Origin of the sequence: Pseudobdellovibrio sp. HCB154, from assembly GCF_046267985.1 — a bacterium.
In the GTDB taxonomy this organism is placed as follows: domain Bacteria; phylum Bdellovibrionota; class Bdellovibrionia; order Bdellovibrionales; family Bdellovibrionaceae; genus Pseudobdellovibrio.
In genome coordinates, this window is record NZ_CP176530.1 from 1801993 (window position 1) to 1825370 (window position 23378).

Here is a 23378-nt window from a genome sequence, read left to right on the forward strand (position 1 = left end):
ATATTAACCATGCGTGTGCGGCATTAAAACTTCAACTACATAAACCATTAACGACAAGAAAAGTAACATAATTCCAAATATTAATTTTTCGTTATTCTCTAACCAATGAAGTTTAACTTTAGCTGCACCGAAAAACATAAGCGTCATAAAGATCGTCATCGCAAGAAGTGTTCCTACTCCTAGCACCAACGATAAAACGGCGAATCCCGCCCACCCTAGTGGCCATGCCGACACGTAAACCGGCAAAAAAGACTCACACGGAGAAAATGTTAATAATGATAAAAGGCTTAAGATAGCCCAACCATCGCTAGCTGTTTTTTTATAATCATGGTGGTGCGGATGAGTATCGTCGCAGTGCGAATGTTTATGCCCACGAAAGTGCTGAATAATGTTGTACGCACCGAATAAGAAAACGGCACCAGCCGCAACAAAGATAAAAATCTGCGAAGCTTGTTCAGAAATCTTAACACCAAACCACACTACTAATGCACCAATAAGAGTCGTTGTTAAAACATGACCAAGACCTGCGATCATTAAAATCGAAAATGTTTTTTTATAACTCCATTTTTGAGTGCGTGACGCCAACACAAACGGAAGCCAGTGCGTTGGTAATGAGGCATGAAGCACGGCCACAGTAAGGCCAGTTAGGATCGCAGGTAAAAACTCAAATGATAGCATAGGGTTAGGTGATACTCCCAAGATCGGTATAAGCGCAAGCCAGGACTTGACCCTACCCGAAAAAAGGTTATTATTTACAGGCATTTATTTAAATTTATGCAGCCTTAGCGTAGTTGGTAGCGCGCTTCCTTGACATGGAAGAGGTCACAGATTCGAGTTCTGTAGGCTGCACCATTTTTCAAAGATCTTTTGTTTAATGTCTCTCAATAAAATCCATCACGAGTTCATGCACCTGATCGGCCACTTGGCTAACTTCGTGTAACATCACTTGATGCGGAATATGACCTGGTCTGCGATATGTGATTAATTCTAAATCTTCAAAGTTTTTACGAAGTACACGCTTTTGTTTTGTCGGTGAGGCCACCCAGTCTTCTTCAGAAACGACTCCTAAAGCCGGCACTGTTAATTTATGTTCTAATTGTCTTTTCTGATTCATCTTACCTAAATCGATCACTTCAAACATCGAATCAACCGGAGCCCGTTGCAAGTACGTCTCAGGGTGATCATGAATCACTTGCACATCTGATACAGGTAAATGACTAAACACCCAGCTTACGCCGGCTTCCTTAATTCCAGAAGCACGTGTAATTTTTAAAAACCAGTCGAAAATCGTTTTGTTCTGAAAAAACGAAGAGATTAAAACCACGGACTGAATTTTTTTATCTTCGGGGTGAGCTGATACATAATCGTGAAAGATCGTCGCGCCCGTTGAAAATCCGATAAGATGAATTTTAGAAAAACACTTCTCAGCACGCGCAATCTCCTGCTGGCTCCACCAGATCCAGTGTTCTTTTTTATAGTAATTCGCCACTTTTGCTGTAGCCCCATAACCAGGAATTAATCCTGAATACACGGGATAACCAGCACGATTTACTGTATCAGCGATGGATCTGACTTCATTAGGATTTGCCAAAAAACCATGAAGGAGAATAACTAATTCATCTTTTGGGCCTTCTTGGGTATAGGCTTTGGCAAGATCTGTAAGCTTAGAAAACTTTTTATCTAAGATTTGATATTGGTATTCACGCTCTTGCATTTGCGTTTCAGTTTCGCGTTTGAAATTTTCCCAGCAAGTGTTCGCCGTCGCATTCAAATAAATGAATAAGCCTAAGATGAAGATCATTTTTTTCATTCTCTTTTATGTTAGGTCAAAAATGGCCTTTTTTACCAGGAAAGACCGATACATGCTTAATATATAAGCATACAATTATAAACTTGAAATTATTGGGTAAAAAATCCCCGATCTTAACAAATTCAACAGGTTTTGTTGATATATTCATCACCCTTTTATAGTTAGTGGTATGGCTGAGCTCCCACCAACAACGTCGTCGGGAACATATGATCCTAACGACATGAAATTTAAGCTTCTGATAGATTCTGTAAAAGATTACGCGATCTTTTTTATGAACTCTAATGGCATTATTCAGAGCTGGAATACAGGTGCTGAACTCATTAAGGGCTACAAAAGCAGCGAAATTATCGGAAAACATTTTTCACAATTCTACACCGCACCAGATTTAGAAAAAAAACATCCTGAATACGAGCTTAAAACGGCCTTAGAGTTTGGCCGTTATGAAGAAGAAGGTTGGCGTATTCGTAAAGACGGCTCAACGTTCTGGGCGAATATTGTTCTAACACCCCTTTTTGATTTAAATGGTCACCATCTTGGCTTTTCTAAAGTCACTCGTGATTTAACTGAGCGAAAAAGAGCCGAAGAGCGTTTACGCGAAAGTGAGCGCCGAGCTAGATTAATGTTTGAAGGCGTGAAGGATTACGCCATGATTATGCTTGATATCAACGGCTGTGTAACAAGCTGGAACGAAGGGGCCCGCCGAATTAAAGGCTACGAAGCTTCAGAAATTATCGGAAAGTATTATTCTATCTTTTTTACTGAACAAGATATTCAGATGGGAAAATGCGAATACGAATTAAAAGAAGCTATGGAGACCGGCCGTTACGAAGAAGAAAGCTGGCTCTTGCGTAAAGACGGAACCAGATTCTGGGCCAGTGTTTTAATTACCGCTATTCGTGAAAAGCACGGAAAAATTGTAGGCTTTTCTAAAGTTACCCGTGACATCACTGACCGTAAACGCGCTGAAGACCTTTTAAAAATGTCTTACACAAACCTTGAAAAGCGTGTCGAAGAACGAACATTAGCTTTAAGAAAAGCCAATGAACAATTGCGAATCGCCGTGCAAACGCGCGATGAATTTTTAAGTATCGCTTCGCACGAACTACGCACTCCGATGACTCCACTTAAATTACAAATTCAGTCATTGATTTCACACATTCACAAAAAAACTTTAGGCAGTCTCACCGAAGATCGCTTAAAGCGTATGGCTGATACCACAGAACGTTCTTTAACCCGTCTTACAAGTTTAGTGGATAACTTACTTGATGTTTCACGCATTAACTCAGGAAAACTCACTTTAAACTACGAAGATTGCAGCCTTAACGAATTGCTCCATGAAATTTTAGAAAGATTTAAATCAGAAATTTCTATTTCAGACTCAACGGTCCGATTTCTTGAAACACAACGTGTGGTTGGGGTATTTGATCAATTACGTATCGACCAAGTGTTTGTGAATTTACTGACAAACTCTTTAAAATACGGAAACAAAAAGCCAGTAGAAATTACTTTAACTCAACAAGAAAACTTTGCGGTTATTTCTTTTAAAGATAAAGGTAAAGGCATTGACGCTGAAAGCTTACCTTTGATTTTTGAAAAATTTGAACGCGCGAACGCCCAGGCCGACATCAGTGGCTTAGGATTAGGCCTTTATATCACTCGACAAATCATCGACGCTCACCACGGAACAATCACTGTTGCAAGTGACGTAGGTGTTGGTTCTGTTTTTACAGTTAAACTTCCTTTAATACCGAAAGGCCAAGCATGAAAAAATCAGTGATGATTATGGATGATGACGTCGATATCCGCCTAACGTTAGCTGATATTTTAGAAGATGAAGGTTATTCAGTAACTTCAGCTTCTGATGGCCTTGAAGGTCTTCACGCTATTAACAACATGGCTCACCCGCCTGGTCTTATTATTTTAGATTTAATGATGCCAAATATGAACGGCCACGAGTTTTTAAAAGTACGTACTGAAAATGAAAAGCTTGCAAATATTCCCGTCGCCTATTTTTCGGCCGATACTGAAATTCATAGTAAATCCCAAGAAGCTGGCGTGGAATCAATCAGAAAGCCTGTTAACTTTGGTGAACTGTTATCGGTTGTTAGAAAATACTGCAATTGACAAACAGGCCCCGTATCATGATTCTATCACGCATATGATTAAGGCCGATCTACTTCATTCAAAACCTTTTACTCTATCTTTAAGCTCTGGGTTCTTCGGATTTTTCGCACACACGGGTTTTATTAAAGCCTTAGAAGAAAAAAGTCTAAAACCTCGCATGGTTGTTGGAAGTAGCGCAGGTGCTTTAGTTGCAGCTTGCACAGCCAGTGGTTTAACTGCTTCTGAGATGGCGAAAGAGTTTACCGCAATTAAAAAATCTGATTTCTGGGATGTAGGTTTTGGTTTTGGCTTAGTTCGTGGCGATAAAATGGAACGTATGTTTGAGCAGTTTATGGCTCCGAATTTTGCTTCGTTAAAAATTCCGCTACAAATTTCAGCTTTTGATATCTTCGCACTTAAAACTAAAACTTTACAAAGTGGCTCGGTAGCTAAGGCTGCACGCGCTTCTTGTGCGGTACCTGGGTTATTTCATCCGGTTCGCATTGATAAGCGTGTCTATTTAGACGGCGGAGTCGCTGATAAAATGGGCTTATCGGGTGTTGATCGCGATGAATTTGTGCTAGCTCACAGCTTAGGAACTACAAACGGTTTTGAATCACCACGTGTGAATAGAAAACACTTCTCTAAACTTCTGCAATTTGAATTAAAAGACATTCCCCGCTCAGGCCCTGACCGCCTCCACGTGGGTGGCGAAATCATCACTGAATCTTATCGTCAGTCAAAACTTTGGCTTGAAGCGCCTGTTGAAAACCTAGCGCTACTTCCAGCTATGGCGCACAGTGAAAATTCCAAACACAATAATAATTTGACTCTGTAATTGCTTCGAAATTCAATTGGAGCATGTTGAAATTATTCATTACATGCGCCATCGTGTTTTCTTCGCTGATCGCTTCAGCCTTACAAAAACCATTAGTTTTAGGCCATCGCGGGGCTTGCGGTTATCGCCCTGAACACACCTTAGCTTCTTATCAGTTAGCCATCGACATGGGCGCTGATTACATCGAACCCGATCTAGTAAGCACAAAAGACGGCGTATTAATAGCCCGTCATGAAAATGAAATTTCCGAAACAACAGATGTGGCAACAAAATTTCCAGATCGTAAAACAACTAAAACTATCGATGGCAAATCAGTCACTGGTTGGTTCACTGAAGATTTTACGTTAAAAGAAATTAAAACTTTGCGTGCCAAAGAACGTCTGGCTTTTCGCGATCATTCGTATGATGGTCAATTTGAAATTCCAACTTTTAAAGAAGTTATCGAATTAGCACAAAGCCAAGGTAAAAAATTAAAACGTACGATTGGCCTGTACCCAGAGACAAAACACCCGACTTACTTTCAAAGCATTAAGCTTTCTTTAGAAGAACCTTTAGCTAAGGAATTAAAAGCCACTGGTCTTAATAAAAAATCTTCTGCGGTATTTATTCAGTCTTTTGAATTAACAAATCTAAAAAAGCTGAAAAAATTAACTAAAAACAAGTTAGTGTACTTGATTGATGATCCAGAGTTAGTGCCCGCCGACTTTCAGGCTTCGGGCGATAAACGCACTTACCTTGATATGGTAAGCAAGATTGAAAATTTAAAAGACATCAAAAAAACGGCCGATGGTATTGGGCCTTACAAACGCTATCTTATTCCTACAAAAATCGTGACTGATAAAAATGGCGAAAAGACCGAAGAAAAACTCCCGCCGACAGAATTAATTAAAGCTGCTCACGCTGTAGGTTTACTTGTTCACCCGTACACGTTCAGAAGTGAAGAAAAATATTTACTTAAAGAATACAACAAAGACCCTAAAGCTGAATACTTAGAATTCTTTGCCTTAGGAGTAGATGGTGTGTTTTCTGATTTCGCAGCTGATGCCGTTGCCGCTCGCGATGCTTATGTAAAAGAACAAACTCAAAAAGAAAAGAGATGATCATGAAAAGAATTATGTTACTAGCCGTGATGGCTTTGCTTCCTTTTTCGTGCACGAAGAAAGAAGAAAAAACTAAAGTATGGATTTACACATCACTTTATAAAGATACGATCGCAGACATTCAGCCAAAATTAGCGACGGCATTTCCAGACGTAGACGTACAGTTTTACCAAGCGGGTTCAGAAGAAGTAGCTGCTAAGGTACAAGCCGAGAACCTTTCTGGAAAAATCCAAGCTGACATTTTAATTTCTTCTGATCGTTTCTGGTATGAAGATATGGCCAGCCAACAAAAGTTAGTGGCTTACAAACCAGCTAATTCTGAAAAAGTTGAAGATTTCTTTAAACACCCAGATAACTTTTATACAACATTAAGCTTTCCAGTCATGGTGATTGCTTACAACACTGAAGCCGTAACCGAAAAAGATGCGCCAAAATCTTTTAAAGAATTAAGCGAAGCTAAATGGAAAGATAAAGTTTCAACAGGCAGTCCTTTAGCTTCTGGTACAAATTTTACAACTGTAGCGTTCTTAGCGAAAAAATACGGTTGGGATTATTTTTCTCAGTTACGTAAAAATAACGTGATCTCTGAAGGTGGAAACTCTGGCGTAGTTCGTCGTTTACAAAGCAAAGAGCGTCCAGTGGGTGTAGTGCTTTTAGAAAACATCTTACGTTTAACTTCTACTGATGCGCGCATTAAATGGGTTATTCCAACTGACGGCGCGGTAATTCAATCAAATGTTTTAGCGATCGTTAAAAAAGATGGCGACCAAGAAAAAACTAAAAAGATCGTTGATTGGATGTTTGGTCCTGAAGGTCAAGCGGCTATGGCAAGATCTTTCATGTACCCATCTGTTGCTGGCAATGCAGCTCCGGTAGGTGCACCAACTTTTGCTGAAATCGAAAAAACAGCTCTTCCTTGGACACGTGAATTTATCGCTGAGACTATGAAAACTCGCGATGAAATCAAAGATAAATTTGCTAAAATCATTTTCTAATTGTGATTAAAAAAATAGTTTACGGAATTTGTTTAGTGTTACTTGCGGCGCTTTTTTTAAGCCCGCAGGTTTATCTGTACTTAATTCCAAAACTTGCTGACTTTCAGTCAGTGCTAACAAATGAAAATACGATTAAAGCTGTTAAAAACACTTTAATCGTTTCTTTTGCAGTGGGTGTTTTATGCTTAGCTTTGGGTTTACCTTTGGCTTGGTTGTTAACCCGCACCAATCTTCCTTTTAAAAAGTTTTTTCGTTCAGGGTTTTGTTTACCCTACGCGATTCCTCCTTTTGTGGGAGCGATTGGCTGGATTATTTTAGCTAATCCTACAAGTGGTGTTTTAAACCAGTGGTTAGGTCTTAATTTAAATATTTATTCTTACACAGGCCTTATCTGGGTTGAGACAAGCTTTCTTTTTACTTTTGTTTTATTAACAGCACTCACTGTTCTAGATTCGATGGATTCTTCATTAGAAGAAGCGGCCAGATTATCTGGAGCCAGCGGCTTACGCGTCTTCATTGATATCGCATTACCACTTTTACGCCCGGCGATCTTAAGTGGCTTTTTACTTTCGTTCTTAGCAACAGCTGCAAGCTTTGGTGTACCGGCTTTAGTGGGTGGACCTGCGCGTATCTATCTTATGACCACGCAAATTTATACGTATCAACGTATGGGCACAGCTACTGGATTACAGATGAGTATTGCAGTTTCTGTGATTTTAGGAATCACCACACTCGTTTTACTCTACGGCACACAGTTACTCTTTAGCGCGAGCAAGAACTACACTGTTGGTGGAAAAACAGCGCGACCGTCATTAGTGCCGCTAAATGCCTGGAAAACTCCAGTTACAGTTATTTTGGCCATTTTACTGTTTATTATTTTTATTTTACCACTATCAGGTGTTTTACTTTCAGCTTTAAGCTCTGTTCAAGGTTCATGGAGCTTATCAGGTTTAACGTTGAATAACTTTGAACGTGTATTATTTCAAACCGAAGAAACCGCACGCGCTCTTCGCCAATCGCTCTTGTTGGGTTTTGGCGCAGCTATCATCTGCACAGCCTTTGCTTTTATCTTTAATTATTTTATGTACCGCACACGTTGGTGGGGCAAAAACATCGCAAGCGTAATTGCTAGCCTTCCGTTTTCAACTCCGGGAACAGTTTTAGCCTTAGCTTTTATCTTATCATTTAGCCAAGGCTTCTTTGGTGTTGGCCCATCACTTTACAACACTCTATTTTTAATTTTATTAGCTTACATTGTAAAATATATGAGCTTAAGTATTAAGACCGTAGGTGATGGTTATCAACAAATACACCCGTCACTTGAAGAAGCGGCTCGTATTTCAGGAGCTAGCTGGTGGACTATCATGTACACGATCTACATGCCGTTACTTAAAACAGCGCTTATCGCTTCTATGTTCTTAGTGTTTATGCCGGTATTAAGCGAACTTACGATGACGATTTTACTAACGGGCCCAGGCCTTGAAACCATCGGCACGTTAATTTTCTCTCTGCAAGAATACTCAGATATGGGTGGCGGTGGAGCCTCGGTTTTATCGGTGATCGTTGTCGTGTTTATTTTACTTCTTAATTTCGGTTTAAAAGTTCTCTCTAAAGGACGGTATGGTCTATGAGTAAAGTTATTTTTGAAAATGTCGGCAAACAATACTTAGCAAATTGGGCCGTTAAAGATATTAATCTAACTATCGAAAATGGCGAATTCGTAAGTTTTTTAGGACCATCTGGCTGTGGAAAAACTACGACTTTACGAATGATTGCGGGCTTAGAAGAAAATTCTCACGGTAAAATTTATTTTGATTCTGATATCGTATCAGATCCTAAAAATAAAAGTTTTATGTTACCCGAAAAAAGAAATGTCGGAATGGTTTTTCAATCTTACGCTGTATGGCCGCATATGAATGTTTTTGATAATGTGGCTTATCCGTTAAAATTAAAGAAAATCGCGAAAGAACAAATTAAATCAGATGTTGAAGGTATTCTTAAAACTGTTGAACTAGCAGGCCTAGAAAACCGCAAATCGCACGAGTTATCAGGCGGACAGCAACAACGTGTGGCTTTAGCTCGCGGCCTTGTGATGCGCCCGAGAATTCTTTTATTAGATGAACCACTTTCAAACTTAGATGCCAAACTTCGCGAAAAAATGCGCAAAGATATTCGTAAAATTCAACAAGACCTTAAATTAACCATGGTCTACGTGACTCACGATCAAAAAGAAGCTTTTCAGATGAGTGATAAAGTCGTTGTTATGAATCACGGAAAGATTGAACAAATTGGAACGCCGGCTGAAATTCAAAAAAAACCAGCGTCCGAGTTTGTGTCTGATTTTATCAAATGTGGAGAGTAACTACTCTCCGCACTTCACTTTATCTTCTTCACACTCAAAACCGAACTTAATCACTTCACTGCATTTTTGCATAGCTTCAGCTCTGGCTTGAGTTTGAGATTTCTGTGTTGAGCTGAAAACACCTTTACTGTTCGTTTTGATGTAACAAGTCACTTTCTTAACTTTATCATCTTTAAGTTCGCCGTTTTCGACTTCTAAATCAAATACGCGCTCTTGCAATTGGCGCACAGCTTTCTCTAAACGGTAAAGACGTTTTTCCAAATCACGACGTGATACAGATTTTGATTCGTCTCCTAAATCGATAACAACCACTTTATCACCTTTATAGCGACCTTTTGCTTCAGCGTAGTCTTCGGCGAATGCAGCTTGCGCAAATAAAGTTGTCGTCACGGCAGCTGTGTAAACTAATTTTTTTAACATGGTTGTTCTCCTTTTTAGCGTGTCTATGACACGACTATCTCTAGCTATCATGCTACAAGAAAATGATTTAGAGCCAATTAAAAAGACCTAAAATTTATTTAATGTGTTATTGGCAAGAAGCATTAGATAGGCTATGGCCCGCTTCGAGATTAAAATGCTTTAACCACAGATCAAAAAAAGCGCGTGGTGAATAAGTCACACCTTGCGATTTAACCGAGTCGATTTGAGGGGCCGCAACTCCGCACGATTCGATATCACTAAAAACTGAAATATCATTTTGAATGTTAATACTTAATCCGTGCATGGTAATGCCATTCTTAATCTGCAAACCACAGAAAGCAATTTTACCTTGCGAAGTGTACACGCCAGGCTGGTCACACAAATCAAACGTCGATTCAACTCCAAGCTCACTCAATGTTTTTTGTGTTGCTTCAAATAGAACTTGAACAAACTGTTTTACGGATAAGCCGTGATATTTTAAATCCACGATCGGATAGATCACTAACTGCCCCGGGTTGTGAATTGTAGCAAGTCCTCCGCGTGATATTTTAAAAACCGGCGCTGTCCATGGCTTAGAACAAAAACTATTAACATCAAGCTTATGAGCGCGAAGCCCAAGGGTCATCACTAATGGATGCTCTAAACCTAGAATGTAAGCTTTTTTTTCAGCGGATACTTTGGCGTGATATTGATGCTGAAGCTCTAAGGCTTTATCAAAGTCGATTAAACCTAAATACTGAGACTCAACACCATTAGACACTACTGATAAACCTCGACACGATCGCTTTCTTTAAATCCTGCACCTGAGTGCACGATGGCCACCGCGCCATCGTTACCAAAATAACTAATGATTTCCAGAGTTCCTTTGGTACGACCTTGAACTTTACCTAAATTGTAACCCACTTCTGGGTCATAAATTTCACTTGAATCTTCAACGACTTTTAAAAGATCGCCCACTTGCACACCAGAAATTCTACCTACATTTAAGTAAACTTTATCTCCACGGATAGCCGCAATACGACCTTCCCAAGTGACTTGATCCATAGCTTCTTGAATTTGTTGCGAGAAATCTAAGAAAGCATCTTTAATTAAAATTTCAACTAACTCAGGATTTTTTAAAAACACTTGGTCTTCAGAAGTGCGTTCTGCCACGCGTGTGTTTTTATCTTCTAAAGTTACTGTTTTAACCGTGTGAAACATCTCTTGACCCGTTTGCACGCTTTGAATTCTTAAACGCACAACCACTTCGTAAGTGGCTTCAAGATTACGAACTAAACCAATTTGATCAGCTCTTTTTTTAAAGCGCACATCAATAATTTGGCCTTCTACGATTGAGCTAATTCCTGATTTTTGTGAATCTTGCGCTAAACGTTTTAAATCGTACTCGTCGTTTTTGATGTAGTTTTCAGGATTTACAGTTAACTGATCTGAATCCATCACGATAAATTTTTCACTTAAGTTAAGATCATTAATAAAAGCTTCACGCGCATTTTTTCTAGCTGTTTCTGGGCGCTTAAGACTATCTTTATCTAAGAAAGGTAAAACCACTAAACGCTTTTTCATCTCTTTATCGTCTGAATTTGAACGATAATCGACGTCTTTAATTTTTCGACGAATAGCTACAGGTTCGTTAGCTTTTGTTTCTTCAGTCATTGGTGCAAAAGCTGCACAACCTGATGTCAAAAATGCTAATAAATTTAAGGCAGTAACTAATGATAAAGCTGTTTTTTTCATAGTCCTTAAATCTTACCTCAAAATTAGATTTCGATAAAGTCTGTGCGACCAAAAACCTGATGAACTTCTTCAAAAAATGCATCCGAGATTTGAATACGCTTAGGTGCTTCTGGCTGCATTTCTACAGTCTTTTCGTTAAGACTTAAGACCAGTCGAACACTAGTTTCGCCCTGGAAAGTGTCCAATAAAGTGTCTAACTTTTCAAAATCTGAAGCTTCAAGTTTATCTAATCTAAACGAAACTCGTTTAGTTTTTTTCATAATCTCATCAAACGGAGCAATATTGTCTACGATAATTTTAGCAGCGCCTTCCTCAACTTCTAAACCACCACCGATAAGTAACGGTCTTTCATCTTTTAAGAGGTGGCCACATTTTGCAAATGTATCCGGAAAAATCACAAGCTCAGCTGTGCCGGTTAAATCTTCAACCTTAGCGAACGCCATACGCGTACCTTTTTTCGTGATCATCTCGCGATTTTCAATAATAAGACCTGCAACGATAACACGTTTTTTAGTATCTTTTTGAAAACGATTCCATTTACCACTTTCGGCTTTAGCCGCTTGCGCCGCTTTTTCTTCAGGCGATAAATCGTGTTTTGGAAGATCAACGATTTCACACGTTGTCCAAACTTTGGCTAACTTTTCAAAACCACGTAACGGGTGATCTGATAGATAAAAACCTAAAACTTCTTTTTCATACGATAAAGATTGCGTGCGTGACCAAACTTTTGTGTCATCAAGTTTGATCGCTTGTTTTTCGCCACCTAAATCAAAAAGACTTACTTGGCCCACGTCTTTATCTTTTTGTGCGCCTACGGCGTAATCTAAGAATTTTGTGTACCCTGCAAATAACTGCGCACGGTGCACACCAAAGCCATCAAAGGCTCCGGCTTTTGTCATACACTCGATCACTTTTTTATTCACACGGCGTAAATCAACATTTTCAAAGAAATCATCAAGGCTTGCAAATTTTTTATCTGGCTGGCGTTCACGCGCTTCGATGATGGCATCAACCGCCGCTTGACCAACACCTTTAATACCACCAAGACCGAAGTAAATTTCTTCGCCTTTTACTGAGAATAAATAATCCGAGAAATTCACATGCGGAGCTTTTACAACTAACCCACGTTTTTGCGCATCTTTTACGTACTTAACAACTTTGTCAGTATCACCGACCTCGGTTGATAATAAGGCTGCAAAGAATTCAGCTGGGTAATGATGTTTTACCCAAGCTGTTTGCGCCGTAATAACCGAATAGGCTGCGGCATGCGATTTATTGAAACCGTAATCGGCGAATTTGTACATTAAATCGAAAAGTTCATTCGACTTTTCTTTATCATGGCCACGCTCTAACGCCCCCTTCATGAAGCGTTCGCGGTGCTTATCCATCTCTTCTTTAATCTTTTTACCCATCGCACGGCGAAGCATATCGGCTTCACCGAGAGAATATCCGGCGATAAGTGAGGCGATACCCATAACTTGCTCTTGGTAAACCATGATACCATAGGTTTCTTCCAAGACTTGTTTTGTATCAGGCAATAGATATTCAACCGGAGCTTCTCCGTGTTTACGTTTTGTAAACTCAGGAATATTCGCCATCGGGCCCGGACGATATAACGAGGTAATCGCTGTGATATCGGCAAAGCTTGTCGGCTTAATTTTTCTTGTGGCGTCGGTAATCCCCTCACCCTCGAACTGGAACACCCCGGCTGTATCACCGCGTGATAAAAGTTCGTAGATTTTAGGATCAGTCATCGGGATATTTTTTTCTAAAACTTCAATCCCGCGATTTTGTTTAACAAGTTTTAGAGCATGATGAATATGAGTTAAAGTTTTTAAGCCTAAGAAGTCGAATTTGATTAATCCGATTTTTTCGGCATGCTTCATATCGTACTGAACAACGTTTTCATCATCAGCACCTTTATACATCGGCGCATGTTTTACTAGGCTGCCATCGGCGATGATAACACCGGCCGCATGGATACCCGCATGACGAACTAACCCCTCTACACGCAGTGCAAGCTCAACCAGAGTTTGCACTGTTGGGTTCATTTCCATCTGTTCGCGAATACGCGGCTCTGCCGCTAATGAATCAGTTAAATTAATACCCAACTTATCAGGAATTAATTTTGATACGACATCCACTTCTGCGAATGTCATACCTAATACACGGCCCACGTCTTTAAGGGCTGCGCGAGTTTGTAATTTACCGTAAGTGATAATCTGAGAAACTGATTCCCATCCGTACTTTTCAGTTACATACTGAATCACTTCTTGACGACGATCTTGACAGAAATCGATATCGAAGTCGGGCATCGAGATACGTTCTGGATTTAAGAAACGCTCGAAAAGTAGAAAATTTGGAATCGGATCTAAATCTGTAATACGTAAGCTATATGCAACTAAAGAACCGGCACCCGATCCACGACCAGGGCCTACAGGAATATCGCGATTTTTCGCCCAGTTAATGAAGTCTTGAACGATTAAGAAGTAACCGTTAAAGCCCATGCGATCGATAATCGATAATTCATACTCTAAACGCTTAAAGTATTCAGGCTTTTTCTCTTCGGGCACTTCTGTGCCGACAGCTTTTAATTCTTCAAAACGAACTTTTAAACCTTCAGTGGCGTGATAAGCGATCTCTTCTTTAACCGTACGACCTTCAGCCGTCGGAAAGCTTGGTAAGTGGTAAATCGCTTTTCCGTTATCGTCTTTAAGTTTAAATTTAACATTACAACGGTCTGAAATAACCTGCGTGTTAGAAATGGCTTCTGGTAAATCAGAATATAATTTCGTCATCGCATCAGTTGATTTAAAATAAAACTCTGAACTTCCAAGCTTATAACGAGACTCATCAGCTAAGGTTTTATTCGAACCGATACAAACTAAAACCTCTTGGGCGATCTGATCGTCTTGCGTGATGTAGTGCACATCATTTGAAGCTACTATCGGCACATTACAAATCTTAGAAGCTTCGATAATAAAATTATTAATCATCTTCTGCGCATCTGCGCTTTGCGGAAGTGTGCGAGATAATTCTAAATAAAAACGATCATCAAAAATTTCTTTAAGCTTACGCACTTTAGCTAAAGCAGCCTCAGGACCTTCTTTTAATAAAGTTCCAATTACTTCACCGCGCGAAGTTCCACTTAAGCAGATTAAATTTTGCGAATAATCTTTTAAGATGTCGTAATCAATACGCGGCTTCCAGTAAAAACCTTCTTGGTAACCGACAGAAGATAACTTACAAAGATTTTGGTAACCTTCTAAGTTTTGCGCTAAAAAAACTAAACGTTGCGGACCTAGTGCAATTTCAGAATATTTGGCATTGGGGTCTTGTTTTTTTTCTAAACGCGAACCCGGCGCCATAAAAGCTTCTAAGCCTAAAATCGGTTTTACATCTTTGTCTTTACAAGCAAAGTAAAACTCAATCGCACCGAACATGTTTCCATAATCAGTTAAAGCCACTGAAGGCTGTTGATATTCAGCCGCTTTTTTGGCGATAGCTTTAACTCGGCACGAGGCCTCTAAAAGGGAGTATTCTGAATGGACGTGTAAGTGCGAAAATGACATACCCTAAATTTACCGTCTCGAGAGTTATGTTTCAAAACTTCCGACGCCTTATGCAGTGTATAATATCGATTAAAGTTTTAGCACTATTTGCAGCAAATCGAGCTCTGTTTTAGATTATTAAAGCAGCATTTTTTACGGAAAGTTTGGAGAACTTATGAAAATTTATTCAGATATTACTAAAACCGTCGGAAACACGCCTCTTGTTAAGCTACAGCGCCTAAATCAGGGCTTAAAAGCTGAGCTATTATTGAAGTTAGAATTCTTTAATCCCTTAGGATCAGTGAAAGATCGCATCGGTCTTAACATGATCGAAGGAGCTGAAGCCTCTGGAAAGCTTAAACAAGGAATGACTGTTCTTGAACCTACGAGCGGAAATACGGGAATTGCTTTAGCTTTTGTGTGTGCCGCCAAAGGTTATCCACTGACAATTATTATGCCGGATACAATGTCGCAAGAAAGAAGAACATTGCTTTTACTTTTGGGCGCAGAATTAATTTTAACTCCAGGCCCGTTAGGTATGCGCGGAGCTATCGCTAAAGCGATGGAAATGGCTGATGGCGATAAAAAATATTTTATTCCCCGTCAGTTTGAAAATCATGACAACCCCTCTATTCACGAAAAAACCACAGCTCTTGAAATCTGGAACGACACTGATGGCAAAGTTGATATCGTGGTTTCAGGCGTTGGTACCGGTGGAACAATCACTGGTGTTGGTAAAGTTTTAAAACAGAAAAATCCAAACGTAAAAATGGTGGCTGTTGAACCTACAGAAAGCCCGGTATTAAGCGGCGGAAAACCTTCGCCACATAAAATTCAAGGTTTAGGTGCTGGCTTTATTCCACCGGTTTTAAATACCAAAGCCATTGATCAGATCGAAAAAGTTTCAAGCGAAGAATCTTTAGCTATGGCTAAAAAAGTAATTAAAACCGAAGGTATTCCTGTGGGAATTAGCTCTGGTGCTGCCATTGCTGTCGGACTAAAACTTGCGGCCTTAGATGAAAACAAAGGTAAAAATATCGTTGTGATTGTTCCAAGTTATTCTGAAAGATATTTATCAACGTTATTAGCTGATCCTGAACGCTCGCAAGCGCAAGCGTTGGTGACTTCAACTGTAAATGAAGACTATTTAAAGAAAGTTCCAGTGCAAGAGGGCGTATAACGCCCTACTCCCACTCGATCGTCGCCGGTGGTTTTGATGTAACATCGTAAACCACGCGGTTAATGCCTTTAACTTTATTGGTGATTTCATTCGAAACTTTTTTAAGAAAGCTTGACGGAAAATCAAACCAATCAGCCGTCATTCCATCAATTGAAGTAACTGCTCGAAGCGCTAAAACTGAATCATACGTACGACCATCACCCATCACACCAACAGTTTGCACAGGTAAGATTACGCAGAATGCCTGCCAGATCTGATCGTAAAAGCCTTCTCTGCGTAAAGCTGAGATATAAACATCATCGGCTTTTTTTAGAACTTCTAATTTTTCTTTCGTCACTTCACCAATCACGCGAATACTAAGCCCCGGCCCTGGAAACGGATGACGACCGATCATGTCAGCAGGAAGACCTAACTCAGATCCTAGCTTACGAACTTCGTCTTTAAATAAATAGCGAACAGGCTCTACAAGTTTAAGATTCATTTTTTCTGGTAACCCACCCACGTTGTGGTGGGATTTAATCGTAACGCTTCCACCAACGCTTGAAACAGATTCAATCACATCAGGATATAAAGTACCTTGCGCTAAAAATTTAATTTTACCACCGGCATGTTTTAACTCATCACCGATCACTTGATCGAAGACATCGATAAATGTTTTGCCAATAGCCTTACGTTTCTTCTCGGGATCAGTAAGACCAGCTAACGCTGTTAAAAATTCTTTTTCTTTATCTACACCATGAACGTTAAGACCAATTTTTTTATACATCGCTAAAACGTTTTCAAATTCATTTAAACGAAGTAGGCCGTTATTAATAAATACACAGTGAACGCGATCAGCACCCAGCACTTTTGTTAAAAGTGTAGCCACCACACTTGAATCAACACCACCTGAAAGCGCACATAACACGTGATCTGTAGGGCCTACAGTTTTTAACACCATATCGGTACATTCACTGACAAGTGATTTAGCATTCCAGTCTGCTTTAACTTTAAATGTTTCTAAAAACGCTTGAAGAACTTCTTTACCATATTCCGAATGAGAAACTTCAGGATGGTATTGCAAAGCCCAGTATCTATCTGAATAAAATCCAGCGATATGATCTTCTGTTGTACAAAGCAATTGGGCACCTGTTGGAATTTTCGTAACTACGTCACCATGGCTCATCCAAACATTTACTTTATTGGGAATATTGTTAAAAGCTTTTTTCCATTCTACCGGTTTATGACCGTATTCACGATGTTTCGCTGATTCAACAGCGCCACCCATTTGATGCGCTAAAAGTTGCATACCGTAGCAAATACCAAGTACTGGAGCTACTTCTAAAACTTCTTTCACATCTTTTGTCGGAGATTCTTTTTCGTAAACTGAAAACGGACCACCACTTAAGATAATCGCATCAGGTTTAAAATTTCTGATCTCTGTGATATCTGTTTTGTAACTTTTAATTTCGCTGTAATACCCGAGCTCACGTAAACGACGGGCGATTAACATTGTCACTTGTGAACCAAAATCTAAAATTAATACTTTTGAATGCTGTAACATAATTTAAAACTATTCCATTCTGTAATTCGGAGCTTCTTTAGTAATACTAACATCATGAACATGAGATTCTCGTAGGCCTGAGCTTGTGATTTGCACAAACTGCGCTTTAGCTTGAAGCTCTTCGATATTTCTGGCTCCTAGGTAACCCATACCTGATTTTAATCCACCCACAAGTTGATGAATGATACCGCTAGCACTTCCTTTGTAAGGAACTTTTCCTTCGATACCTTCTGGTACTAGTTTATCTTCTTCGGCTGTATCCATTTGACCGTAACGATCTTTAGAACCTTGTGCCATCGCACCTAATGAGCCCATGCCGCGGTAAACTTTGTAAGTACGGCCTTGGTATAACACCGTTTCACCCGGAGATTCTTCAGCACCAGCTAAAAGATTACCGATCATTACTGAGTTTGCACCTAGCGCTAAAGCCTTAGTCACATCACCAGAATATTTAATACCGCCGTCAGCGATAATTGTTTTTCCTAATTTTTTAGCGATCGCAGAACACTTCATCACCGCAGAAATTTGCGGCATACCCACACCTGCCACCACACGTGTTGTACAGATTGAGCCTGGGCCCACACCGACTTTTACAATGTCAGCACCGTGTTCGATTAAGGCTTTTGTCGCTTCTTCTGTGACCACGTTACCCGCAACAAGAACGACATCTTTGTATTTGCTACGAACGTATTTAACCATTTCAATGACATTTTTAGAATGACCGTGAGCTGTATCTACACAAAGCACATCGACTTTATTGGCAATGAGTGCATCAACACGATCAGTACTCCCCTGCCCTACGCCAACGGCTGCACCCGTCACTAAACGACCGTGAGTATCTTTTGTGGCTTGTGGGAAGGCTTTTGATTTTTCAATATCTTTAATTGTGATTAAACCCTTTAACTGCCCCTCTTTATCAACAACAGGCAGTTTTTCAATACGATGTTTTTGTAAGATCTTTTTCGCTTCTTCTAAAGTTGTACCTACAGGTGCAGTGACTAAATTTTCTTTAGTCATAATATTTTTAATAGGTTGATTTACATTTGTTTCAAAACGTAAATCACGGTTTGTAAGAATACCCACTAATTTACCTTGAGATGTGATTGGCACTCCAGAGATTGAATACTTCGCCATTATCTGAAGTGCTTCATTCACGTAGTGATCCGGAGAAAGTGTGATGGGATCTTGAATCATTCCTGATTCGTATTTTTTAACTTTTTCAACTTGAAAAGCTTGATCTTCGATAGACATGTTTTTGTGGATGATACCAAGACCGCCGTTTTGCGCCATAATGCGGGCGATGCGATGTTCAGTCACTGTGTCCATCGCGGCTGAAATCACCGGTGCATTTAGATAAATATCTTTGGCAAAAAATGATTTTGGAATAACTTCTGTAGGTACAACTTCAGAGTATTGTGGCACCAGTAAAATATCATCAAACGTTAATGCCATCGTTAAATCTTTATTCGACATCGTAAATCTCCCTCTGTTGTCATGAATAAACACGTCTCAAAAATTGTAATCTTTTTGACCAAAGACATCATGGTATTTATCCCTAAGCCTAGACTATGGAACTGAGGGCTAACACCATGAAATCTTATTTTAGCTGTAAGCTTTAAGTAGGCCATTTTTTTCCATATTTCAAATTGATTGTTTATATGTTTATGATACATATTGTGTATGCAAGATCTTGATCTAAATTACCTCAAATACTTCTATTATGTTACGCACGAAAACGGCTTCACCAAAGCCGCAGACGTTTTACACGTACAACAGCCAGTGATAAGCCGCGCCGTAAAACTTTTAGAAGAGCAATTAGGTTTTAAACTTTTAGAAAGGCAGAAAAAACAAATCATCCTGACCGCCCAAGGGCGCCAAGTTTATCACATAGCGCAAAAAATTTTTCAGCACACAGATCAAATCACCGCTTACGCTAAAGATCATCAAGAGCAAACATCAGGTGATTTATGCTTTGCCACATCGGATTCGCTTTCTCCTGATATTTTAGGACCACTACTCGCGCAGATCAAAAAACAATACCCACAAATCCGCCCGATTCATCACGCTGGCCCTGCGCATTTTCTACTAGATCAAATCACTGAGGGTAAAATTGAATTTGGGTTATTTTTTAATGTTCCCGAATTAACACCGGATCTTGAAAAAACAAAGCTTGCACAGATTCCTTTTGTCTTTGTGGTCTCAAAAGAGCACTCAAAAAACAAAAGTGTTCTAGAATCTTTTATCGCTTCACGCGAACAAGGAAGGATTGAAACTTTCAAACTTCCGCTTTTTGACAAATACAAACAACTTCACAAAAATGCCCAGATCACGGCGATCTCAAGTAGCTCTATTGCCAGAAAAGATATGGTGTTAAACGGTTTGGGAGTGACAGTGCTTCCGCATTTTTTAATTCCATCTGAACTTAAAAACGGACTCTTAAAATCAATCGGTGAAGGTGAACATTTCTTATCTTTACATTTAGTTGAAAGAAAAAGCTCTTACCGATCAAAACTAAAACAATTTGTCTTAACTGAAATTAAAAAGATTGTAGAAAAATAATCACTTAAGGTACGAAATTATTCGTACCAAGTTTTATAAAGAAGATAGTTATCAGCAGACTGATCGAGAAACTTAATTTCTTCTTCAGTCAATTTACGTTTAAATACTGCAGGACGACCCATAATTAACGAGTACGGTTCAAACTTCTTACCTTCAGTCACTAAACTTCCTGCGCCAACCACTGAGTGTTCACCGATTTCAGCACCGTCCATCACGATAGAACCCATGCCGATTAAACATTTACGACCGATTGTGCAGCCATGAAGAATCACGCTGTGGCCGATTGTTACACGGTCAGCGATTTTACAAGAGTACTTACCATAAGTGCCATGAAGAACAGAGCCATCTTGAATATTAGTTTCAGTACCGATTGAAATCGGCATTACGTCACCGCGGATTGTAACATTATACCAAATAGAGGCATGATTACCCACAACCACATCACCGACAATACGAGCATTATCAGCGACAAATACATTTTCACCAAGAATAGGTTTTTTACCACGAGCTTCGATAATCATTAGTGAAGTAACTCCTTCTTAACGGCTACGTTACGCTGCTGCATAACAACGTGAGCTGTTTCATCCATAGATGTTGTCGACATCACTTTTGATTTTTGGATAAAGCTTTTTGTCGCAAAGAACGGAACTTTTAAATGAAGACATAAGCTCATCGCTTCATCAGCGCGAACTTTAATGCTTTGGTATTTCGGATGCCCCGTCATAAAAATACGAACGTATTGGTGGTTGCCGGTAATTTCGATAAACACACAGCGCTCAATACGGATATCTAAACTTGATAAGAGCTTATCTAAAAATGCATGCGGCGTAGATGTAACTTGCGTAGGGCTTGATTGAGATAAAGCCACGCCCGCTTCGATTTGCGTAACAGCTACAGGAAGCGTGTGCTCACCTAAAGCGTCTTTTAAAATTAAAAACGGACGAGAGTTATCGTTATTTAAACTTAACCCATAAGGCTTAAGCTCAACTAAATCATCATCGTCGAAATTAAATTTCTCGTCTTGTTGAGCGTTAAATAAAAAGTCGGCCTTAAGCTGATGATCAACAACCATTACTGAACCAATTCTCCGCGTAACACGTTAGGTGTTGCCGTCATAATACGAACAGGAACAGTTTTGCCGATAAGGTCGTTAGAACCTAAGAAGTAAACTGACTTATTCTGCGTGCTACGACCAAAAGCTTTACCTTGCTCATTAACTGACTCAACAAGCACGTTTAAAGTTTGATCTTTGTATTTAGCCACTAATTCAAAAGCCAATTTATCATGAACATCAAATAAGTAATTTAAACGACGGTTTTTGACTTCTTCAGCTACTTGGTCTTCAAACTTAGCGGCTTTTGTAAATGGACGAGGTGAATACATGAAAGCAAAAATAGTTTCATAGCCCACTTCTTCAACCATAGAAACTGTGTCGTTAAAATCTTCTTCAGTTTCACCAGGAAAGCCCACGATGATGTCAGTTGATAACACTAAGTTCGGGATGATTTTTTTCATCTGGTTGATTTTAGCGATGTACTCTTCACGTGTATAATTACGGTTCATACGCTCTAAAATTTTAGTACTTCCCGCTTGAAACGGAAGATGAACGTATTCACAGATCTTATCTTGGTGATCTGCCATAACGTGCATTAGTTTTTCATTAAAATCTTTAGGGTGTGATGTCGTGTAACGGATACGTTCGATATCTGTTTCTAAAGCGACCTTTTTTAGCAAGTCAGCAAAGTCATGACCATCTTCAGATTTGTATGAATTTACGTTCTGACCAAGAAGAGTCACTTCTTTTACACCACGTTGGATTAACGTACGTACGTCTAAAAGAATGTGCGATAATGGACGAGATTTCTCGCGACCACGCGTGTACGGAACGATACAGAATGTACAGAAATTATCGCAGCCTTTTGTGATATTCACGAATGTAGATACACCTGGGTTACGAACTAAAGTTTCAACATGGTAAGGTGCACGGTGTTCAAATTTTGCATTTACAGCTTTAGTGCCTGTTTCAAAAACTTGTGACACTAAGTTTGGAAGATTGTCGATATTGTCCGTACCGAATACGAAATCGATGAGCGGTTGATTTTTAATTAAATTTTCTTTTTCTTGTTGGCCTACACAGCCACCAACGCCAATTTTTAAACCTGGGTTTTTCTCTTTTAATTTTTTAAAAGTTCCCACTTCTGAATAAACTTTATGAACTGGCTTTTCACGAACAGAGCACGCGTTGATAATAATTAACGAAGCTTCTTCAGGGGTTTGCACCGGAGAAAAGTTAGCCATCTCTAATAACGAGTGCATACGCTCAGTATCGTTGACGTTCATTTGGCAGCCGTAAGTAGAAATATAAACGCCACGGCCTAAACCTACATCGTTGTTTAAGTAGTTCTTTGGAATATTTAGAGAATTTTCTTCTGTCGTGACATTGACATCCGTCATTGCGAGCTCATCCTTTTTAGGTTGTGAAACGTAAGACCAAGAGATATAAAAAACCCCTCTGTCACAGTCAACTTATGTTCAATGACCGTGAATAAAAGAGCTTATTTACAAGAATAGGATTAGTGAATGAACCCACGTTATAAAGTCAGCCAAAAATGGACCGCTTTCCCACCAGAGTTTAGCGAACAGATTAGATCAGTTTTTGTGCAAAATTTCGAAAAACAGCTGGGAAAAACCATGAGCTTGTCGGTAGATGGCCGTATTTACCAGAAGGAAATAACGCTACGCATTGGATTGCACTCAAAAGGCGAACTTAAGCACTTTAACTTCGAAGCCTCGGTAGATCTTCCACCTAATCCGGCTAACGATGAAAATAAGATTTTTGAAACAATTTCTGTGGCCGTTGATGCTTTAGCATCGCTTGTGGCTGAATACTTTGAAAATGATCAAGACATTGAACTTCCGTACACATGGACTGAATCAACATTTGAAGGCAAAAAAGTTTGGGTTCAACATTCAACAGAAAACCCAGACCTTGAAGCTGAGGCCAACAAGCTCTTAGGTCTAGCCGATGACGATGGTGTTTTAAAAAATGCTGACGATGAAAAATCTGAAGACGTATTAGATGCAACTGAAGAAGAATTTGATGAATTTGCAGAGAATCTTTCAAGCGAACCACAAATGTTCAAAAAAAAGAAAAAGGATGATTTACACTAACTAAAAAATCAG

The 23378-nt window shown here is 39.5% G+C and carries 21 protein-coding genes and 1 tRNA gene; 11 read left to right on the forward strand and 11 right to left on the reverse strand.

The window, feature by feature from the left end; translation table 11 throughout:
- Nucleotides 1-3: 3 nt before the first annotated feature.
- Nucleotides 4-678: a hypothetical protein gene (locus tag ACKWCF_RS08800; RefSeq protein ID WP_409477206.1), complete on the reverse strand. Its 675-nt coding sequence runs from the start codon at nucleotides 676-678 to the stop codon at nucleotides 4-6.
- A gap of 98 nt (nucleotides 679-776) precedes the next feature.
- On the opposite strand from ACKWCF_RS08800, the gene ACKWCF_RS08805 reads away from it, so the two are divergent.
- Nucleotides 777-852 (forward strand) — tRNA-Val (locus ACKWCF_RS08805).
- A 19-nt stretch (nucleotides 853-871) separates the two neighbouring features.
- Here the strand turns inward: ACKWCF_RS08805 and ACKWCF_RS08810 are convergent.
- Nucleotides 872-1810 (reverse strand): alpha/beta hydrolase, encoded by a 939-nt coding sequence (locus tag ACKWCF_RS08810; RefSeq protein WP_409477207.1) that lies wholly within the window; start codon nucleotides 1808-1810, stop codon nucleotides 872-874.
- A 169-nt stretch (nucleotides 1811-1979) separates the two neighbouring features.
- Between ACKWCF_RS08810 and ACKWCF_RS08815 the strand changes: the two genes are divergently transcribed.
- Genes ACKWCF_RS08815 through ACKWCF_RS08845 form a run of 7 tightly spaced genes read left to right on the forward strand, consistent with a single transcriptional unit; the run spans nucleotide 1980 to nucleotide 9208 of the window.
- A complete protein-coding gene (locus ACKWCF_RS08815; protein WP_409477208.1) occupies nucleotides 1980-3575 on the forward strand; it encodes a PAS domain S-box protein in 1596 nt (531 codons plus the stop codon).
- Complete coding sequence (locus ACKWCF_RS08820) at nucleotides 3572-3934, forward strand: response regulator (protein WP_409477209.1); 363 nt, start codon at nucleotides 3572-3574, stop codon at nucleotides 3932-3934. The genes ACKWCF_RS08815 and ACKWCF_RS08820 overlap by 4 nt, the downstream gene beginning before the upstream one ends.
- A 34-nt stretch (nucleotides 3935-3968) precedes the next feature.
- Nucleotides 3969-4751, forward strand: coding sequence for a patatin-like phospholipase family protein (locus ACKWCF_RS08825; RefSeq protein WP_409477210.1), 783 nt, complete (start codon nucleotides 3969-3971; stop codon nucleotides 4749-4751).
- A gap of 23 nt (nucleotides 4752-4774) precedes the next feature.
- Nucleotides 4775-5851, forward strand: a complete 1077-nt coding sequence (locus tag ACKWCF_RS08830) for a glycerophosphodiester phosphodiesterase (RefSeq protein ID WP_409477211.1) — start codon at nucleotides 4775-4777, stop codon at nucleotides 5849-5851.
- A 2-nt stretch (nucleotides 5852-5853) separates the two neighbouring features.
- Nucleotides 5854-6846, forward strand: a complete 993-nt coding sequence (locus tag ACKWCF_RS08835) for an extracellular solute-binding protein (RefSeq protein WP_409477212.1) — start codon at nucleotides 5854-5856, stop codon at nucleotides 6844-6846.
- A 2-nt stretch (nucleotides 6847-6848) separates the two neighbouring features.
- Nucleotides 6849-8477: an ABC transporter permease gene (locus ACKWCF_RS08840; RefSeq protein WP_409477213.1), complete on the forward strand. Its 1629-nt coding sequence runs from the start codon at nucleotides 6849-6851 to the stop codon at nucleotides 8475-8477.
- On the forward strand, nucleotides 8474-9208 hold the full coding sequence (locus ACKWCF_RS08845; protein ID WP_409477214.1) for an ABC transporter ATP-binding protein: 735 nt from the start codon (nucleotides 8474-8476) through the stop codon (nucleotides 9206-9208). Before ACKWCF_RS08840 ends, ACKWCF_RS08845 begins: the two co-directional genes overlap by 4 nt.
- On the opposite strand, the gene ACKWCF_RS08850 is transcribed toward ACKWCF_RS08845, so the two are convergent.
- From ACKWCF_RS08850 to dnaE, 4 genes are all read right to left on the reverse strand, one after another.
- Nucleotides 9209-9628 carry a hypothetical protein gene (locus ACKWCF_RS08850; RefSeq protein ID WP_409477215.1) on the reverse strand — a complete coding sequence of 140 codons (420 nt, stop codon included), beginning with the start codon at nucleotides 9626-9628 and terminating at the stop codon, nucleotides 9209-9211.
- Between the two features lie 106 nt (nucleotides 9629-9734).
- Nucleotides 9735-10388, reverse strand: coding sequence for a lipoyl(octanoyl) transferase LipB (lipB, locus tag ACKWCF_RS08855; RefSeq protein ID WP_409477216.1), 654 nt, complete (start codon nucleotides 10386-10388; stop codon nucleotides 9735-9737).
- A complete protein-coding gene (locus ACKWCF_RS08860) occupies nucleotides 10388-11362 on the reverse strand; it encodes a hypothetical protein (protein ID WP_409477217.1) in 975 nt (324 codons plus the stop codon). The genes lipB and ACKWCF_RS08860 overlap by 1 nt, the downstream gene beginning before the upstream one ends.
- A 23-nt stretch (nucleotides 11363-11385) precedes the next feature.
- Entirely contained in the window at nucleotides 11386-14934 is a 3549-nt protein-coding gene (dnaE, locus tag ACKWCF_RS08865) for a DNA polymerase III subunit alpha (protein ID WP_409477218.1), read from the reverse strand.
- Between the two features lie 154 nt (nucleotides 14935-15088).
- On the opposite strand from dnaE, the gene cysK reads away from it, so the two are divergent.
- On the forward strand, nucleotides 15089-16093 hold the full coding sequence (cysK, locus tag ACKWCF_RS08870; protein WP_409477219.1) for a cysteine synthase A: 1005 nt from the start codon (nucleotides 15089-15091) through the stop codon (nucleotides 16091-16093).
- 4 nt (nucleotides 16094-16097) lie between these two features.
- Here the strand turns inward: cysK and guaA are convergent, their stop codons facing one another.
- Together guaA and guaB are read right to left on the reverse strand one after the other, a co-directional pair.
- On the reverse strand, nucleotides 16098-17636 hold the full coding sequence (gene guaA, locus ACKWCF_RS08875; RefSeq protein ID WP_409477220.1) for a glutamine-hydrolyzing GMP synthase: 1539 nt from the start codon (nucleotides 17634-17636) through the stop codon (nucleotides 16098-16100).
- A gap of 9 nt (nucleotides 17637-17645) precedes the next feature.
- Nucleotides 17646-19109, reverse strand: a complete 1464-nt coding sequence (gene guaB / locus ACKWCF_RS08880) for an IMP dehydrogenase (RefSeq protein ID WP_409477221.1) — start codon at nucleotides 19107-19109, stop codon at nucleotides 17646-17648.
- A 207-nt stretch (nucleotides 19110-19316) separates the two neighbouring features.
- Between guaB and ACKWCF_RS08885 the strand changes: the two genes are divergently transcribed.
- A complete protein-coding gene (locus tag ACKWCF_RS08885; RefSeq protein ID WP_409477222.1) occupies nucleotides 19317-20195 on the forward strand; it encodes a LysR family transcriptional regulator in 879 nt (292 codons plus the stop codon).
- A 17-nt stretch (nucleotides 20196-20212) separates the two neighbouring features.
- Here the strand turns inward: ACKWCF_RS08885 and ACKWCF_RS08890 are convergent, their stop codons facing one another.
- Genes ACKWCF_RS08890 through miaB form a run of 3 tightly spaced genes read right to left on the reverse strand, consistent with a single transcriptional unit; the run spans nucleotide 20213 to nucleotide 22649 of the window.
- A complete protein-coding gene (locus ACKWCF_RS08890) occupies nucleotides 20213-20716 on the reverse strand; it encodes a gamma carbonic anhydrase family protein (protein WP_409477223.1) in 504 nt (167 codons plus the stop codon).
- On the reverse strand, nucleotides 20716-21267 hold the full coding sequence (locus tag ACKWCF_RS08895) for a bifunctional nuclease family protein (RefSeq protein ID WP_409477224.1): 552 nt from the start codon (nucleotides 21265-21267) through the stop codon (nucleotides 20716-20718). The genes ACKWCF_RS08890 and ACKWCF_RS08895 overlap by 1 nt, the downstream gene beginning before the upstream one ends.
- Nucleotides 21267-22649: a tRNA (N6-isopentenyl adenosine(37)-C2)-methylthiotransferase MiaB gene (gene miaB, locus ACKWCF_RS08900; RefSeq protein ID WP_409477225.1), complete on the reverse strand. Its 1383-nt coding sequence runs from the start codon at nucleotides 22647-22649 to the stop codon at nucleotides 21267-21269. The genes ACKWCF_RS08895 and miaB overlap by 1 nt, the downstream gene beginning before the upstream one ends.
- A gap of 126 nt (nucleotides 22650-22775) precedes the next feature.
- Here miaB and ACKWCF_RS08905 point away from each other — a divergent pair, with 126 nt between their 5' ends.
- Nucleotides 22776-23366 carry a hypothetical protein gene (locus ACKWCF_RS08905; RefSeq protein ID WP_409477226.1) on the forward strand — a complete coding sequence of 197 codons (591 nt, stop codon included), beginning with the start codon at nucleotides 22776-22778 and terminating at the stop codon, nucleotides 23364-23366.
- Nucleotides 23367-23378 lie beyond the last annotated feature (12 nt).

Excerpts from the sequence above, each read along its gene's own strand:
- ACKWCF_RS08830 (WP_409477211.1), top strand. The coding sequence starts at position 4,775 with ATGTTGAAATTATTCATTACATGCGCCATCGTGTTTTCTTCGCTGATC.
- dnaE (WP_409477218.1), bottom strand. The coding sequence starts at position 14,934 with ATGTCATTTTCGCACTTACACGTCCATTCAGAATACTCCCTTTTAGAG.
- ACKWCF_RS08895 (WP_409477224.1), bottom strand. The coding sequence starts at position 21,267 with ATGGTTGTTGATCATCAGCTTAAGGCCGACTTTTTATTTAACGCTCAA.
- guaB (WP_409477221.1), bottom strand. The coding sequence starts at position 19,109 with ATGTCGAATAAAGATTTAACGATGGCATTAACGTTTGATGATATTTTA.
- ACKWCF_RS08890 (WP_409477223.1), bottom strand. The coding sequence starts at position 20,716 with ATGATTATCGAAGCTCGTGGTAAAAAACCTATTCTTGGTGAAAATGTA.
- ACKWCF_RS08845 (WP_409477214.1), top strand. The coding sequence starts at position 8,474 with ATGAGTAAAGTTATTTTTGAAAATGTCGGCAAACAATACTTAGCAAAT.
- ACKWCF_RS08820 (WP_409477209.1), top strand. The coding sequence starts at position 3,572 with ATGAAAAAATCAGTGATGATTATGGATGATGACGTCGATATCCGCCTA.
- guaA (WP_409477220.1), bottom strand. The coding sequence starts at position 17,636 with ATGTTACAGCATTCAAAAGTATTAATTTTAGATTTTGGTTCACAAGTG.
- ACKWCF_RS08825 (WP_409477210.1), top strand. The coding sequence starts at position 3,969 with ATGATTAAGGCCGATCTACTTCATTCAAAACCTTTTACTCTATCTTTA.
- ACKWCF_RS08815 (WP_409477208.1), top strand. The coding sequence starts at position 1,980 with ATGGCTGAGCTCCCACCAACAACGTCGTCGGGAACATATGATCCTAAC.
- ACKWCF_RS08905 (WP_409477226.1), top strand. The coding sequence starts at position 22,776 with ATGAACCCACGTTATAAAGTCAGCCAAAAATGGACCGCTTTCCCACCA.
- ACKWCF_RS08885 (WP_409477222.1), top strand. The coding sequence starts at position 19,317 with ATGCAAGATCTTGATCTAAATTACCTCAAATACTTCTATTATGTTACG.
- ACKWCF_RS08835 (WP_409477212.1), top strand. The coding sequence starts at position 5,854 with ATGAAAAGAATTATGTTACTAGCCGTGATGGCTTTGCTTCCTTTTTCG.
- cysK (WP_409477219.1), top strand. The coding sequence starts at position 15,089 with ATGAAAATTTATTCAGATATTACTAAAACCGTCGGAAACACGCCTCTT.
- ACKWCF_RS08850 (WP_409477215.1), bottom strand. The coding sequence starts at position 9,628 with ATGTTAAAAAAATTAGTTTACACAGCTGCCGTGACGACAACTTTATTT.
- miaB (WP_409477225.1), bottom strand. The coding sequence starts at position 22,649 with ATGACGGATGTCAATGTCACGACAGAAGAAAATTCTCTAAATATTCCA.
- ACKWCF_RS08860 (WP_409477217.1), bottom strand. The coding sequence starts at position 11,362 with ATGAAAAAAACAGCTTTATCATTAGTTACTGCCTTAAATTTATTAGCA.
- ACKWCF_RS08810 (WP_409477207.1), bottom strand. The coding sequence starts at position 1,810 with ATGAAAAAAATGATCTTCATCTTAGGCTTATTCATTTATTTGAATGCG.
- ACKWCF_RS08800 (WP_409477206.1), bottom strand. The coding sequence starts at position 678 with ATGCTATCATTTGAGTTTTTACCTGCGATCCTAACTGGCCTTACTGTG.